13 protein-coding genes are annotated in these 14,090 nt (G+C 63.6%); 1 reads left to right on the top strand and 12 read right to left on the bottom strand.

The window, feature by feature from the left end; all coding sequences use genetic code 11:
• Window positions 1-34: 34 nt before the first annotated feature.
• The 7 genes from bcsB to AWB76_RS41545 all read right to left on the bottom strand — a co-directional run bounded on the left by bcsB (window position 35) and on the right by AWB76_RS41545 (window position 7,850).
• Window positions 35-2,515 carry a cellulose biosynthesis cyclic di-GMP-binding regulatory protein BcsB gene (gene bcsB / locus AWB76_RS09335; RefSeq protein WP_096031272.1) on the bottom strand — a complete coding sequence of 827 codons (2,481 nt, stop codon included), beginning with the start codon at window positions 2,513-2,515 and terminating at the stop codon, window positions 35-37.
• A 2-nt stretch (window positions 2,516-2,517) separates the two neighbouring features.
• Window positions 2,518-4,734 carry a UDP-forming cellulose synthase catalytic subunit gene (gene bcsA / locus AWB76_RS09330; RefSeq protein ID WP_061159880.1) on the bottom strand — a complete coding sequence of 739 codons (2,217 nt, stop codon included), beginning with the start codon at window positions 4,732-4,734 and terminating at the stop codon, window positions 2,518-2,520.
• Window positions 4,731-5,519, bottom strand: a complete 789-nt coding sequence (gene bcsQ, locus AWB76_RS09325) for a cellulose biosynthesis protein BcsQ (RefSeq protein ID WP_061159879.1) — start codon at window positions 5,517-5,519, stop codon at window positions 4,731-4,733. The genes bcsA and bcsQ overlap by 4 nt, the downstream gene beginning before the upstream one ends.
• On the bottom strand, window positions 5,516-6,283 hold the full coding sequence (gene bcsP, locus AWB76_RS09320; RefSeq protein WP_061159878.1) for a cellulose biosynthesis protein BcsP: 768 nt from the start codon (window positions 6,281-6,283) through the stop codon (window positions 5,516-5,518). The genes bcsQ and bcsP overlap by 4 nt, the downstream gene beginning before the upstream one ends.
• A 122-nt stretch (window positions 6,284-6,405) precedes the next feature.
• Window positions 6,406-6,861, bottom strand: coding sequence for a cellulose biosynthesis protein BcsD (gene bcsD, locus AWB76_RS09315; RefSeq protein ID WP_061159877.1), 456 nt, complete (start codon window positions 6,859-6,861; stop codon window positions 6,406-6,408).
• Between the two features lie 534 nt (window positions 6,862-7,395).
• The gene (locus AWB76_RS09310; RefSeq protein WP_061159876.1) at window positions 7,396-7,593 is read right to left on the bottom strand and encodes a hypothetical protein; all 198 of its coding nucleotides are present in this window, start codon (window positions 7,591-7,593) and stop codon (window positions 7,396-7,398) included.
• Window positions 7,594-7,595: 2 nt separating this feature from the next.
• Complete coding sequence (locus tag AWB76_RS41545; RefSeq protein WP_167357742.1) at window positions 7,596-7,850, bottom strand: hypothetical protein; 255 nt, start codon at window positions 7,848-7,850, stop codon at window positions 7,596-7,598.
• 185 nt (window positions 7,851-8,035) lie between these two features.
• On the opposite strand from AWB76_RS41545, the gene AWB76_RS09305 reads away from it, so the two are divergent.
• Window positions 8,036-8,650, top strand: a complete 615-nt coding sequence (locus AWB76_RS09305; RefSeq protein WP_061159875.1) for an NAD(P)-dependent oxidoreductase — start codon at window positions 8,036-8,038, stop codon at window positions 8,648-8,650.
• 63 nt (window positions 8,651-8,713) lie between these two features.
• Here AWB76_RS09305 and AWB76_RS09300 read toward each other — a convergent pair whose 3' ends face one another.
• The 5 genes from AWB76_RS09300 to AWB76_RS09280 all read right to left on the bottom strand — a co-directional run bounded on the left by AWB76_RS09300 (window position 8,714) and on the right by AWB76_RS09280 (window position 13,805).
• A complete protein-coding gene (locus tag AWB76_RS09300) occupies window positions 8,714-9,181 on the bottom strand; it encodes a DUF3331 domain-containing protein (protein WP_244173286.1) in 468 nt (155 codons plus the stop codon).
• 258 nt (window positions 9,182-9,439) lie between these two features.
• Entirely contained in the window at window positions 9,440-10,276 is an 837-nt protein-coding gene (locus AWB76_RS09295; RefSeq protein WP_061159873.1) for an ABC transporter permease, read from the bottom strand.
• Between the two features lie 6 nt (window positions 10,277-10,282).
• Window positions 10,283-11,554, bottom strand: a complete 1,272-nt coding sequence (locus tag AWB76_RS09290; RefSeq protein ID WP_061159872.1) for an ABC transporter permease — start codon at window positions 11,552-11,554, stop codon at window positions 10,283-10,285.
• A 64-nt stretch (window positions 11,555-11,618) separates the two neighbouring features.
• Entirely contained in the window at window positions 11,619-12,653 is a 1,035-nt protein-coding gene (locus tag AWB76_RS09285) for an ABC transporter substrate-binding protein (protein ID WP_061159871.1), read from the bottom strand.
• Window positions 12,654-12,707: 54 nt separating this feature from the next.
• A complete protein-coding gene (locus AWB76_RS09280; RefSeq protein WP_061160151.1) occupies window positions 12,708-13,805 on the bottom strand; it encodes an ABC transporter ATP-binding protein in 1,098 nt (365 codons plus the stop codon).
• Between the last annotated feature and the right edge of the window lie 285 nt (window positions 13,806-14,090).

Below are 14,090 nucleotides of genomic sequence, written 5' to 3'. Positions count from 1 at the left end.
ACCAGCGAAAAACTTGGCGGTGGATACCCGCATATCAGTCCCTCAGGCGTCGCGCGGCGATCGAGCGCAACGTACGGTAGAACAGAGCCGCGATGATGAGCGCGGCGAACACGCCGCCCAGCACCAGCAGAAGCGGATGCGACGAGAGCGCCCAGCGCATGTAGTGCATCGGCGACAGATGGCCGACGTAATATGCCTCGCCGTTCGACGTGACCGTCACGGTGCGGCCGTGGATCACGGCCATCGCGCCTTGAATCGACGGCAGCAGATCGTTGTCGAGCAGGGCGGCGGAAAGATCGGCGTCGGACTGGCCCGCCGCGCTGATGAGCGCCACTGCGCTGCGCCCGCTCTTCAGCGGCGATTCGAAGCCCGTCAGGAGCGCGTCGCCGTTCGAGCTGACGAGCGACAGATCCGCGCGCGCGGGCGAGCGTTCCGGACCTTGCTCGCCATGCCACCAGTCGACGAGCTTGAACGCGACATCGGAGAGCTGGAAGGTGCGCGCGTCGCCGTCGCCGGAAAAGGGCATGCTCTTCGCCCAGCGTTGCAGCAGCGGCTGACGTCCGGGCGAGCCGAGAATTAGCAGATCCTTGTCGGCGAAACGGTCGACATCGTTCGCGCTCGTGACCGTGACGCCTGTCACCGGATAACCCGTCGATGCGCCCATGCGGCCCATCTCCAGCAGATACAGGCTGTAGTCGGCCGAGTTCGGCTCGTTCGGCAGCACCACGGCCGTCTGCGACAGATCGGCCATGCGCGTGAACGGGAAGCCGCCGTTGGCGAACGCGGCCAGATCGGGCAGCGCCATGTAGTGCGGGAAACCGGACAGATCGATAGTCGAATTCGGATCGACCGCGCCGACGACGTTATCGAGCACGCGGCCCTGGCATTCACCGGTTTTCGGGATGTCGTAATAGAAGTGCAGGCGCAGCTGCGCGCGCGGCGTGATGAGCAGCGGCGGCAGATAGATCTCGCGGCGCGCGGCGACGGTCTTGTCCGGCATCACACGGCTGAAGTAGTGGCCGAGATCGAACGTCGACGTCGATACGGCCGGAATGCGCAGCGACTGCACGAAGCCGTTGTTCACGCTGATATTGAGCGACGAGCGGTCCGGCGCGGGACGCACGGTGTAGCGATAGCCGAGGTCGATCGGCACGCCCTTCGTCTGCCACATGAAGAGATCGGGCGGCACGCGCAGGTTCACGCGCACGGCGTCGGCGTCGTAGCCGTAGGCGGTCAGATCGCGCGCTTCCGCAAGCTCGCCGAAGCGCACGGGGCGGTCGGTCGGCAGCCAGTTCGGCGCATCGTACGGGCGGCGCGGCTGCAGGTCGTTGAACTGCGTGATCGTCGCGCTCGTGCCGGACAGCGTGTTCTGGCCGACGCCCAGCGCCTTCGCGGCGATCTTCAGCTCGTTGTCGTCGCGGCCAAGCACGAGGAGCAGCCGCCCGCGCGCGTTCGCATCGCGTTCGACGAGCGCGATCGTCGGACCGGAAACTGGCGGAATGTCGACGCCCGCGATCTTCGCATCGCCCACGGCGAACACGATGGCATTGCCGGAGAGCGGCACGTTGTCGGTCTGCGCCGGGAAGATCGCGCCGCGATAGCCCGCGAGCGAGCCGAAGTACGACGCGACCGTGCCGGCCGCTTCGAGCGTCGGCAGGCTCGGCTTGCCGGCGAACACGAAGGGCAGTTCGAGGCGGCGCACGTCGCGGCGATCGAAGAACGGCTGCGGCAGCGCGGCGAGATCGGGCTTGTTCGCGATCGACGCATACGTGAGATCGAGCGAGCTCGCGTTGCTGACGGTCGCCCAGAGCGTCGAGTTCGACGGGTCCTCGCACTGCTGCGTGTAGTGGCCGATCAACTGCACGTTGAGGTGATTGAACTCGGTGATGAAGCGCGGATCGATCGCCACATCGCGCGCGACCAGCGTGCCGGCCTGCTCTTTCGGCACGGGCAGCGTCGCGGCCACTTCGCCGTTGATGAGCACCTTCAGTTGCGATATCGACGGCAGCAGCGACGGCGAATAGCTGTAGATCAGATGCAGGATCGCGCCGGTCACGACTTCGTCGCCGCGCACCGAAAACGCGATGCCGTTCTGGCCGTCGGTGCCGCGCAATTGCAGCGGATCGAGCGCGCCGTAATCGGCGAAAGTCAGCGTCTGACGGCGGCCGTCGGGCACGAGCGTGCCGGGATCGGCGGTCGTCGGAATGCGCGACGTGAGCGGCTTCTCGGGCTTGCCGGAGAACGCGGGCACGGGCATCGCGAGCGGCGGTTGCTGGATCGCTGCCGGGTTGTAGACGACGGCGGGGCTCGGCGCGGGCACGGCGCCGACGCCGGTGGCCTGCGGTGCGGGACCGTCGGCGGTGGCCGCTGCCGCGATGGACGCGAACGGCGCCGCGAGCGCCGTCTGCAAGGCCACGAAGACGGCCAGCGCGCGTGCAAAGGGTCTTTCGCAAAAACGTGGCGCGCGCTCGCCCGTTTCTTTTTCAACGCGCAACTTCGACATACCGATGCCCATTTTTATTGGTCTTTGGTTTTCAGCTTCTTCACGTCGACTGGGCGCTTGGTCATCCAGGTCCGAAGGTCGCTGTACAAGTGCTCGAACAATCCCCCGATGCCGCGCGAGCCCACCAGCAGCACGTGCGACAGGCCGCGCAGCGGCGTATCCGGACGGCGTCCCTCCGACCATCCGGTCCAGGCGTCCGCGCGCGCGAAAGTCGTCTTGACGAAGTCGTATTCCTGTTCGCGCGTGAGCTGCGAAAAGCGCAGGCCGACGCGCCCCGGCTCGGTATAACCGACCGTCGCCGGGAACGCATATTCCTCGTCGCCCCGAAAGAGCGAGACGGTCACGCGCTCGTGCATCGGCACTTCGATCTTGCTCGGCAGCGCGACGCCGACGCCGCCTTCCGAATAGTCGATGGTCTCGCAGGCGAGCGTGCGGCCGGTCGAGAACTTGAGCATGACGGGCATTTTCATCGTCACGCGATGCGTCGCCCGCACCTGCTTGCGCTCGCTCGCCGCCGCCACCGATGCGCCCAGGATCAGCATGTTGTAGACCGTCCAGCAGAGGTTGAGGATGGTCGTGTTCACTTCGCTGCGGATATGCCAGTTGATGACGATATGCACGATACCCGCGACGAAGCCGAGCAGATTCAAGAGCAGCAGGAACAGATACGGCCGCGAGATGTACCAGTCGAAATAGTCCTTCGCGATCTGCCCGCCCTTGGCCGTCACGTTGAACTTGCCGAGCTTCGGGTTGATGACGGCGAGCAGCGTCGGCGCGGTGATGTACGACGCGAGCACCGATTCATACACTTCGGCCCAGAACGAATGGCGGAAGCTGCGCTGCATGCGCGAATTGGTGATGCTCGCGTGCATCATATGCGGCAGCGCGAAGATCGCGATGGTGCTCGCCGCCGCTTCGATCACATGCGCGCCGAAGAAGAGATACGACAGCGGCGCGGTCAGGAACACGAGACGCGGCACGCCGTAGAAGAAGTGCAGCATGCCGTTGAGATAACACAGCCGCTGGCCGATCTTGAGGCCACGGCCGGTGAGCGGATTGTCGATGCGAAAAATCTGCGTCATGCCGCGCGCCCAGCGGATGCGCTGCCCGATGTGACCGGAGAGACTTTCGGTGGCGAGACCCGCCGCTTGCGGAATCGCCAGATACGCCGTCGTATAGCCCAGCCGATGCAGCTTGAGCGCGGTATGCGCGTCTTCCGTGACCGTTTCGACCGCGATGCCGCCGATCTCTTCGACCATCGAGCGGCGCAGCACCGCGCACGAGCCGCAGAAGAACGTGGCGTTCCAGAGGTCGTTGCCGTCCTGCACGAGGCCGTAGAACAGCTCGCCTTCGTTCGGCACCTTGCGGAACGTGCCGAGATTGCGCTCGAACGGATCGGGCGAGAAAAAGTGGTGCGGCGTCTGCAACATCGACAGCAGCTTGTCGCGCACGAACCAGCCGAGGCAGATCTGCAGGAAGGAGCGCGTGGGAATGTGATCGCAGTCGAAGATCGCGAGGAATTCGCCCTTGGTGATCTTCAGCGCCTCGTTGATGTTGCCCGCCTTCGCGTGACGATTGTGCGTGCGGATCGTCCAGTTGACGCCCACTTCCTCGCAGAACGTCTTGAACTCGGGACGGCGGCCGTCGTCGAGCACGTGGATCGCGAGTTTGTCGCTCGGATAGTCGAGCGCGAGCGCCGCGTAGATCGTCGGCTTCACGACCGAGAGCGGCTCGTTGTACGTCGGGATGAAGACGTCGACGGTCGGCCACTGGCTGCGGTCCGCCGGCAGCGGCAGCGGCTTGCGCTTCAGCGGCCAGGCGGTCTGGAAGTAGCCGAGCAACAGCACGAGGGCCGCATAGACTTCGGCGGCGACGAGCAGAAGCCCCCAGGCGGCGTCGAGCGGACGTTCCCAGTAGGTCGTTTCGGTGAGACGCCAGAACATGTAACGGCCCGACGCGACCACGGACAGCATGATCATGACGAGCGTCGCGTACTGGCCTTGCAGGCGGCGAAAGCCGAGCGCGCAGACGAAGCAGATCGTCGCGAAAGCGAGTTGCTGGCCGAACGCGAGCGGCACCGTGACGACGAAGTACAGCGCGAACACGGCGAAGAGCGTGAGCAGGACCACGACGATCCGGCTGCCCCAGATGCCTGCATCGACGAAACGTTCGAGACGCGAGGTTGCGACGCTCACCTCGGTTTCGGGCGAGGGAATCTTGGCGGAACTCATGCGAGTTTCCTCGGCGACGCGGCCATCGCATCGACGGCCGAGAGCAGCCACTCGCCGCACGCGCGCAGATCGGCGGCGGCTTGCGAGAGCGGGTCGTAGTGAATGAGCGTCGTGTCGCACGCGAGCGATTCGGAGACGCCCTCGTCCTGATGGATCACGCCCGGGAACAGCTTCGTGCCGAGCATGTTGCGCAGCACTTTCAGCACGTCCTTGCTCAACTGGCGCGACTGATCGACCTGATTCACGACGTAACCCTGACCCGCGAAGTCGGCGCGCGGCGCGGCGTAGGCGTCGATCATGCGCTCCATGCCGGGGATCGCGGCGTAGGACGCGGCATCGGCCAGCACCACGTTCAGCGCGAAGTTCGCCGCCGTCAGCGCGGTGCGCGTGTAGACGGACGAGCCCGGCGGCGTGTCGACGATCACGATGTCGTTGGCATCGAGCGCGAGCGACTGCAGCGCATGCGCGAGCCACGCGGGATCGTTGTCGACGAGCGCCTCGAAGCGGCGGCGGTCGTCCTCGATCACCGCGCCGTAGGGCAGCACGGTCACGCCGTCGACGCCGTCGAACATCACGGTTTGCCACGGATCGCCGGCGAGCGTCGCGCGCGAAATGCCGTCGATGCTGTCGAGCGGAATGCCGAAGTGCAGGCGCAGCGCGTTCTGCGGGTCGAGATCGAGCACGATCACGCGACGGTGGCGCGCGGCGAGCACCGAGGCCAGATTGGCGGCGAGCGTTGTCTTGCCGACGCCGCCTTTCGCGGAAACTACCGTGATGACTTTCATGAGCGTGAGAGGCGGCTCGCGCGAGCTGGCGTGTTCGTGGGTTCGTCGGCTTGCGGACGGGCGTGGCGCAGGCGCTCGAACATGGCGTCGAGCGAGTTCGCGGACGCGCTCGGGGCGTGCTGCGCTTGCGGTTTGAAAAGCTTGCCGAGGATCGATTGCTGCGCGGCGGGCGCGGGTGCGGGCGCCGGGGGAGCGGGCGTCATCGGCGGAACGTGCGCGGGCGCGCGACGCGCCAGAAGGCTCGATCCGAACGTGGCCGCCGGACGTGAGGCTTGTGCAGCGGCCGTGCTGGCGTCGTTCGCCACGGGTTTCGATTCGACGGGCGCGACCGGCGTGTGAACCGGCGGCACGCTTGCCTTGGGCACGCTCGCCGAATCCGGAATCGTTCCGGTTTCGGTCGAAGCCGCTTCACCGAGCACCGAAAAGCGCAACGCGCTCAACGACTCGGCGGCAGGCGGATTGACCGCCGGAATCGTACGGCGATGCGGCCGCGTGAACAGCGGCTGCCGGCCGCGATGAATCGGCGTGGGCTTGTCGGCCGGCTGGGCCGATGGCTCGTCCGGATGCGGCCGCGTCGCGTTCAACTGCACGTCGCGGCGCGGTGCGATCTCGGGAATGGCGGGCTGGGCAAAATCGAGCGTGGCGAGCAGCGGCCAGCGGGTGCGGGCCGTCCTGGCCTCGTTCTCCCGGCCGATCTCCTGATAATCACCTGCATTGCCGCCGAAATGATCGAAGAGCTTCTCGATGTCGCGCGAAGTATTCATGATGCCGCTTCCTCGTCGTGCCGATTCCTGATGCCTGGCCGGTGCTGCTTGTTGTTGAGGCGCCCGCCGGGGCGCTCGGTGCCGCCGCATCGAGGCGGCGGTCGCAAACTTCTGAAGCCGATTCAGGCCGCGACGCGCGCGAGCCTGAATTCGACGGCTGCGTCGTCGCCGAACTCGCTCGCCTGCTGGATCGCGAGTCCTTGCGCGCCGAGCGCGGCGAGCCACTGTTGATACGCGCCTTCCAGGAACGCGGGCGTCCACGCGAGGGCGCTTTCGCCGAAGGCGGGCAGCGGCGCGCAGTAATGCACGATGCTCAGATAGTCGCGCTCGTCAGAGAGTTCGACGAAGCCCCAGTCGGTGTCGCGCCACACTGCGTTCAGCGCGTCGGCGAGGGCCGCCGTCGAATCGCAGGCCGGCAGCGGCCGGGCTTCGGCGAAGCGGCTGCCTACGCGGTGCATCAACTGGCGCAGTTCATTGCGCCCGATCTGCGCTTCGAACTCGTCCGCGAGAGCGGCCAGAAGGCCACGCCACTGCCGGGAAATCTGACTGTCCAACAGGTAATCGAAAATAGCGGCCATGTTTTGTTCGGGAGCGCGTGAGACACAGCGCCTGGTTGATCGGTCGAATGTACGTCCGCGCCGGGATTTATCGACCCGAGATCATCGATGCGGGCGCTTGTCCAGGCGCTATTACACGTCTGAACTTACTTCAATGCGATTATTTTCGCCAGTGGAAAGACTAGCAGGAGATTTTGCGTCGAATCAGGCGAACAGGACACTGCAGGCGGCCCAATTCGGGCTTTCGATGCGTGGCTGTATGGACGAAATCTGGACAACCGTTTTTGTCTTAACATTCGGGCGCGGCTCGCCGGGCCTTGACGGAGGCGCAGTGTACCATCCTGTTAATGCAGAGCAGCGGGGCGTTGGCTCTGATTCACACCGATTGACTTTTGGTGGAACAGTCCGAATGCCGATCCGCCTAAATCCTTGTTTCATCTGATTAAAGCGGCCTTGGGGCAGGCATTTGCCTTTCGCAGGCAACGGTCGCAAGGTAATCGTATGGACGAAAAAAAAGCGCCTCGATCGAGGCGCTTTAGATGATGTCCTGAACGTTCAGGGATTCGCGCGTACGGCGTCCCTAACAGCGTCCATCACAATGCCGTAATTGAGCGGAATGTCCAGCGAATCGGAGTAGCCGGGTTCGTCGGCGGACTCCTTGGGGACAGCGCGAACCGGAATCGGTTCGTAGGCGGTTTCGCCTGCCGGATTGTCGCGTCCTTCGATGGCACCCTGCAATTGCGGATTCTTCACGATTAACTCCTTCCGGTAATGGAGCGGCGAGGAACTGCAATATAAACCAATGTCATGACATTTTGGCGACTTTGATTTTCAAAACTCGCTCCGAAATTGCTGCGCGCGGCGCGCCGGTAATCGCCGCTGTCGCGCAACTCGAAAGAGTGCGGGGCCTCTAGTTTAATGGCGTCGCGCGCGTTCGGAAGCGCTCTTTCAATATGACAAAGGCATGTCGACATTGCTGCAAAGCCGGAAAATCGGCCCGAAAATTGCATGACAATACGATGCCACGTATGCTTTTAATAATTGCCGTGCGCCAATGAATTCTCTGATTGCGTCCTGTCAGGAAAGAAACTGTATGGAAAGCGGCGGCTGTGGCACGGTTTATTTCCCTTTATCATGAACCGGACGATCGGTCGATATCGCCAGGAAAGTCGTGAACGAAAAGGAGAGATTGCCAATGAGCAGGATTGCGATCATCGGGGCAACGGGACATGTCGGCAGCCGTCTGCTCGAAGAAGCGTTGCGGCGCGGACACACGGTCACCGCAATCGCGCGCGACACATCCGCGCTCGGGGCGCGCGAGGGCGTCAGTGCGCAAAACGTCGATGTACTGGATTCCGACGCGCTCGCGGCCGCGCTCGCCGGCCACGATGCCGTGTTCAGCGCAACGCGCTTTGCCACGGTATCCGAGCCCGCGATCGTCGAGCCGGTGAAGCGCGCGGGCGTGCGGCGCTTGCTGGTCGTGGGCGGCGCGGGCAGTTTGTACGCGGCGCCCGGTCAGCGCGTGCTGGATTTGCCGGATTTTCCGGACGCCTACAAGCCGGAAGCCACGGCGGGCGCGGCGTTCCTCGATGCCTTACGCCGCGAGCGCGACATCGACTGGACCTTCGTTTCTCCGTCCGCCGAATTCGTGCCGGGCGCGCGCACCCAGAAATTCCGCATCGGCGTGGATGAACTGCTCGTCGACAACAGTGGCCGAAGCTGGATTTCCTTCGACGACTACGCGATCGCCTTCCTCGACCAATTCGACCGCGACGCGCATATCAGGCAGCGCATCACAGTCGGTTATTGAGCGCCCGAACGCGAGCGGCGGGACCGTCATCGGTCCCGCCGCCATTTGCTTGTCGCGATGCCGTCAGTCGTGCAGGTCGACTTCCATTTCCTCGGCGTTCTGAGGCATTGCGGCAGCGAGAATCATCGCCGACGCATTTTGCGGCTTCGGATCGCGCTGCGACGGCCGATAAATCTGGTCGCCGCGATGAATCGGCATCCCTGACAGCGAGCAGACGCCTTCGGCCGTCGCCGTCGTCGCGCGCCAGCCCTGATAGCCGTAGTGGCACGTGCCGGGATCGGACCAGTAGACGAGCGCGGTTGCGCTGCTCGGACGCTCGATCACGCGCACGATGGCTTGCGGGAACGGCAGCCGGTCATCCGAATGATGCGGATGCGTGCGATTCCAGTCGCGGGTCAAACGTTCGAGAAACGCGCTCTCGGCGCGCGCGGTTTTCTGGGATGGTGCGGTGCGGGCGATGTCTACGGGCATCGCCTCGAGCAGGTGAACCGTCTGTGACCACGGGTCCGCTCTTTTCGAAAAAGCTGTCATGGCATTGTTCCAGGCTTTGACTCGACCTAGAACGTACGTCATTAAGCATATTCCGATAAATACTGCATCAGTGAATACACTATCCCGTTCGCGCGAATAATCGGGCGGCAACACACAAACCCCTCGGCTGCGCCTTGATGGGCGGGCGGTCAAGCCATTCGTAAGGTCGTTGCGGCGTGGCGGGGATCGCGCTTTTGACCGCAATCACCCGCGTTCTCAAGGGATTTGTTCCTGATTTTCGCGATTTGTCGGTTCAAACTACGCGACCGCGCGCGCCGCCGCCCGGCCTCGCAACCACTCCAGCGCGAGCAGGAGACTCGTCGAGAACACGATGAGAATCGTCGCGAGCGCCGCGATCGTCGGGCTGATGTTTTCGCGGATACCGGTAAACATCTGCCGGGGCAGCGTCGTCTGATCGGCGCCGGCGAGAAACAGCGTGACGACGACTTCATCGAACGACGTGGCGAACGCGAACAGCGCACCCGAAATCACGCCCGGCGCGATGACCNGCAGCGTCACGCGAAAGAACGTCCTGAGCGGGCTCGCGCCGAGCGACTGACTCGCGCGCACGAGATTGTGATTGAAGTTCTGCAACGTCGCGCCGACGGTCGTCACCACGAAGGGCACGCCGAGCGCCGCGTGCGCCAGAATCAGCCCGAAATACGTATTGGCGATGCCGAGCGGCGCGAAGAACAGATACATGCCGACGCCCACGACGATCACCGGCACGATCATCGGCGAGATGAGCACGGCCATCAGCACGCTTTTGCCGATGAAATTCGCCTTCGTGAGCCCGACGGCCGCGAGCGTGCCGAGGATCGCCGCGACGAGCGTCGCGGACGGCGCAACGATAAAGCTGTTCTTTGCCGCCATGCGCCACTCGTCGGACATGACGAGGTTGTGATACCAGCGCATCGACCAGCCCGGAATGGGGTAGACGAGGAACGTGCTCGACGAAAACGACAGCGGCACGATCGCGAGCACGGGCAGGATCAGATACAGCAACGTCAGCACGCAAAGGATGCGCAACGCGAAATACCAGATGCGCTCGATGGCGGACGTGTGCGGCGCGAACATCGGTTTGGCGAGTTTCATCTTTCTTTACCCCAGGCTCACGTTCGAGCGCGTGAAGCGTCCGTAGACGATGTAGAGCAGCAGCGTCGCGGCGAGCAGCAGCGCACCGAGCGCGCAGGCCATGCCCCAGTTGATCGTCACGTTGGTGAAATAGGCGATGTAATAGCTGACCATCTGATCGTTCGGGCCGCCGAGCAGCGCCGGTGTGATGTAGTAGCCGATCGCGAGAATGAACACGAGCAGCACGCCCGCGCCGATGCCGGGATACGTCTGCGGCACGTACACGCGCCAGAACGCGGCGAACGGATGGCTGCCGAGCGACACGGCCGCGCGCTGAAACGTAGGCGGCACGGATTTCATGACGCTGTAGAGCGGCAGGATCATGAAGGGCAGCAGAATGTGCGTCATCGATATGTAGACGCCCACGCGGTTGAACAGCAGCGCGAGCGGCGAGCCGATCAGCCCCACGCCGATCAGCGCCGTGTTCACGAGCCCCTCGCTTTGCAGCAGCACGATCCACGCGGCGACGCGCACCAGCACCGACGTCCAGAACGGAATCAGCACGAGCACCATGACGAGGTTGGCGCGGCGCTCGGGCAGCGTCGAGATCCAGTAGGCGAGCGGATAGCCGAGCAGCAAGGCGAACAGCGTCACGCCGACGCCGATCACGAAAGTGCGGCCGAAAACGTTGAGATAGATCGATTGATCCGGGTCCGAATGGACGATACTGCCGAAGCCGTCCTGCTTGTGATCGAGCGACGCGAGGATATAAAACGGCGAATAACGGCCCGCGTTTTTCGCGATTGCCTGCCAATAAGCAGGATCGTTCCAGCGTTCGTCGATTTCGATGATCTTCGATTTGACCTGCGCGGCGGGCAGCGGCTTGCCGTCGTCGCCGGCGAGCGGCATCGCGCGCGCGGTTTTCGCGACCAGCGAGCGGTAGCCCGGAATCTCGGTGTTGAGCCGGCGGGCGAGGGCGCCCATCGATTCGCCGTCGGAGATCGCTGTCAGGTCTTGTGCGAGCGCGGCGTAGGCTTCGTCCGATGGCGGCGTCTTGCGGTCCCATTTCGCGAGCGCGGCGCCGGTGTGCGGCAGCGCGTTCGCCACTTCGGGATTTTCGATGGCGCGCGTGAGCAGCGCGCCGATCGGCACAACGAAAATCAGAAACAGGAAAATGGCGAGCGGCGCGATCAGCGCGAGCGCCATGGCGCGTTTTTTCGCATCGGCGATCTTCAGTTCGCGCTTCAGACGGGCGCTCGATTCGCGCGATTCTTCCGCGGGGATCGTCATGGTGTTCACGCTTGTGTCTCCTTCTTTGCGGCCGCGCTTCGCAGCGAAGCGCGACCGTCGACCTGCCCAGTGCTTACTTCGACGCCCACGCGGTGAAACGCTGCTCGAGTTCGTCGCCGTGATCGGTCCAGAACGCCATGTCCTGAAGCACCGCGTTCTTCGCGTTCTCCGGCGAATTCGGCATGTCGGCCTTGATCTTCGCGTCGAGCGCGGAGATCGCGGCCTTGTTCACCGGGCCGTACGCGATGTTCTTCGCGTAGGTTTCCTGCGGCTTCTGCGACACCGAATACGCGATGAACTGCTGCGCCACGTCCTTGTTCGGCGAGCCCTTCGGAATCGCCCAGTAGTCGAGGTCGTAGATGCTGCCGTTCCACACGACCTTCAGGTTCTTGCCTTCCTTGCGCGCCGCGTCGATCCGGCCGTTATACGCGGTGGACATCACGACATCGCCCGCGACGAGAAACTGCGGCGGTTGCGCGCCGGCTTCCCACCACTGGATATTCGGCTTCAGCTCGTCGAGCTTCTTGAACGCGCGGTCCGCGCCCGCCTTCGTGCCGAGCACCTTGTAGACGTCCTTCGGCGCGACGCCGTCGGCCATCAGCGCGAATTCGAGGTTGTAGCGCGCGCCCTTGCGCATGCCGCGCTTGCCGGGGAATTTCTTCGTGTCCCAGAAGTCCGCCCAGCCTGCCGGCGCGCTCTTCAGCTTGTCGCCGTTGTAGGCGAGCGCCGTCGACCACACGAAGAAACCGACGCCGCAGGTTTGCGGCGATTCCGGCACGAGATCGGACTTCTTCGCGATCTTCGACCAGTCGAGCTTTTCATAGAGACCTTCGTCGCAGCCGCGGCCGAGATCGCCCGATTCGACTTCGACCACGTCCCAGTTCACGTGCTTCGCTTCGACCATCGCCTTGACCTTGGCCTGCTCGCCGTTGTATTCGACGGCGGTGACCTTGTTCTTCGACGACTGCTCGAACGGCTGATTGAACGCGACTTTCTGCGCGTCGCCGTTCGCGCCGCCGAAATTGACGACGGTGATCTCCGCCGCGCCCGACATCGCCGACGCGCATGCGAGCGCAGCCGCCACGGAACACAGTGCGAACTTCTTCATGATGGTTTCCTCTCTTCTTCGACTTGGTTTTGTCAGTGGACTACGGTTGGAAGCTCAGGCGAATACGCGCAGATGTTCGGGCGCGAACTCAAGCGCGATGGGCGCGCCGGGCGTGAAGCCATCGAGCGCAGCGGTGCCGAGCGGCACCTTGACGAAGCATTCGTCCTGCTCGCGCACGCCGCAGCGCATGCGCACGTGATCGCCGAAATAGATGAGGCTTTTCGCTTCGCCGGACAGCGCGTTGATGTTGCCGTTCGCGTGGCCGTTGCCTTGCGTGAGCTTCATGCGCTCAGGCCGAATGCACGCGATGGCCGCCGCACCCGGCTTCGCGTTCGCGACATTGAGCCCGGAGACGCGCGTGCCGTCGGCCAGGCGGATCTCGCAGAAATCGCCCTGAATCTGTTCCACGGTGCCGCGCAGCCGGTTGCTGTCGCCGATAAAGTTCGCGACGAACTCGTTGCACGGCGCTTCGTACAGGTGATCGACGGTGTCGAGCTGCTGCACGATGCCCTTGTCAAATACGGCGACGCGGTCCGACATGGTGAGCGCTTCGCCCTGATCGTGCGTGACGTAGACGAAGGTGACGCCGAGCTTTTCGTGCAGCGCCTTGAGTTCGATCTGCATGTGCTCGCGCAACTGCTTGTCGAGCGCGCCGAGCGGCTCGTCCATCAGCACGAGCTTGGGCTCGAACACGAGCGCGCGGGCGAGCGCGATGCGCTGCTGCTGGCCGCCGGAAAGCTGCGCCGGATAACGCTTCGCGAAGCTTTCCATGCGCACCATCTTGAGTGCGTTGTTCACGCGATGCGCGCGTTCCTCGGCGGACATCTTGCGCACGGTCAGCGGATATTCCACGTTCTGCTGCACCGACAGATGCGGAAAGAGCGCGTAGTTCTGAAACACCATGCCGATGTCGCGCTTGTGCGGCGGAACCTTGTTGAGCAGCTTGCCGTCGAGCCAGATCTCGCCGCCGGTCGGGAACTCGAAGCCCGCGAGCATCATGAGGCAGGTCGTCTTGCCTGAGCCGGACGGCCCGAGCAGCGTGAGAAATTCGCCCTGATAGATGTCGAGATCGAGCGATTTGACGACGAGCGTTTCGCCGTCGTACGTCTTTCGAACGCCGCGAAAGCTGACGATCACCTGATCGGATTTCATCTTCCGTGTCTCCTTCGGAAAAACCCTGTTGCTGCCGAACGCCTTGCGACGCCCGGAAATTTTTTCCACTGCCTGCGATAACTATAGACCGCCACGGTTCTACAATGTGGAGCCATTTCAATATTCAAAATAGAACCACTTAGCAGGCCGCTGAAATACACTCGAGCTGAAGCGGCCTCGCTCCAATCACAAGGCTTTCGCCGCGAGGTTTTCGCATTGTGCAAGCCCAATGCAATTCAACGTCCTTTTTGAGCGGTTTGAGCCGAATTTCTGGTTTCATTTTCG

It is taken from the genome of Caballeronia temeraria (assembly GCF_001544795.2).
Lineage (GTDB): Bacteria > Pseudomonadota > Gammaproteobacteria > Burkholderiales > Burkholderiaceae > Caballeronia > Caballeronia temeraria.
The sequence above is the reverse complement of the archived record's forward strand: the minus strand, read 5'-3'. Positions and strand labels throughout refer to the sequence as shown.

Bases quoted from the DNA above. Each gene is read 5' to 3' on its own strand.
- AWB76_RS09305 (WP_061159875.1), top strand. From the start codon at position 8,036: ATGAGCAGGATTGCGATCATCGGGGCAACGGGACATGTCGGCAGCCGT.
- bcsP (WP_061159878.1), bottom strand. From the start codon at position 6,283: ATGAATACTTCGCGCGACATCGAGAAGCTCTTCGATCATTTCGGCGGC.
- bcsQ (WP_061159879.1), bottom strand. From the start codon at position 5,519: ATGAAAGTCATCACGGTAGTTTCCGCGAAAGGCGGCGTCGGCAAGACA.
- bcsD (WP_061159877.1), bottom strand. From the start codon at position 6,861: ATGGCCGCTATTTTCGATTACCTGTTGGACAGTCAGATTTCCCGGCAG.
- AWB76_RS09280 (WP_061160151.1), bottom strand. From the start codon at position 13,805: ATGAAATCCGATCAGGTGATCGTCAGCTTTCGCGGCGTTCGAAAGACG.
- AWB76_RS09300 (WP_244173286.1), bottom strand. From the start codon at position 9,181: ATGACAGCTTTTTCGAAAAGAGCGGACCCGTGGTCACAGACGGTTCAC.
- bcsA (WP_061159880.1), bottom strand. From the start codon at position 4,734: ATGAGTTCCGCCAAGATTCCCTCGCCCGAAACCGAGGTGAGCGTCGCA.
- AWB76_RS41545 (WP_167357742.1), bottom strand. From the start codon at position 7,850: ATGCAATTTTCGGGCCGATTTTCCGGCTTTGCAGCAATGTCGACATGC.
- bcsB (WP_096031272.1), bottom strand. From the start codon at position 2,515: ATGGGCATCGGTATGTCGAAGTTGCGCGTTGAAAAAGAAACGGGCGAG.
- AWB76_RS09285 (WP_061159871.1), bottom strand. From the start codon at position 12,653: ATGAAGAAGTTCGCACTGTGTTCCGTGGCGGCTGCGCTCGCATGCGCG.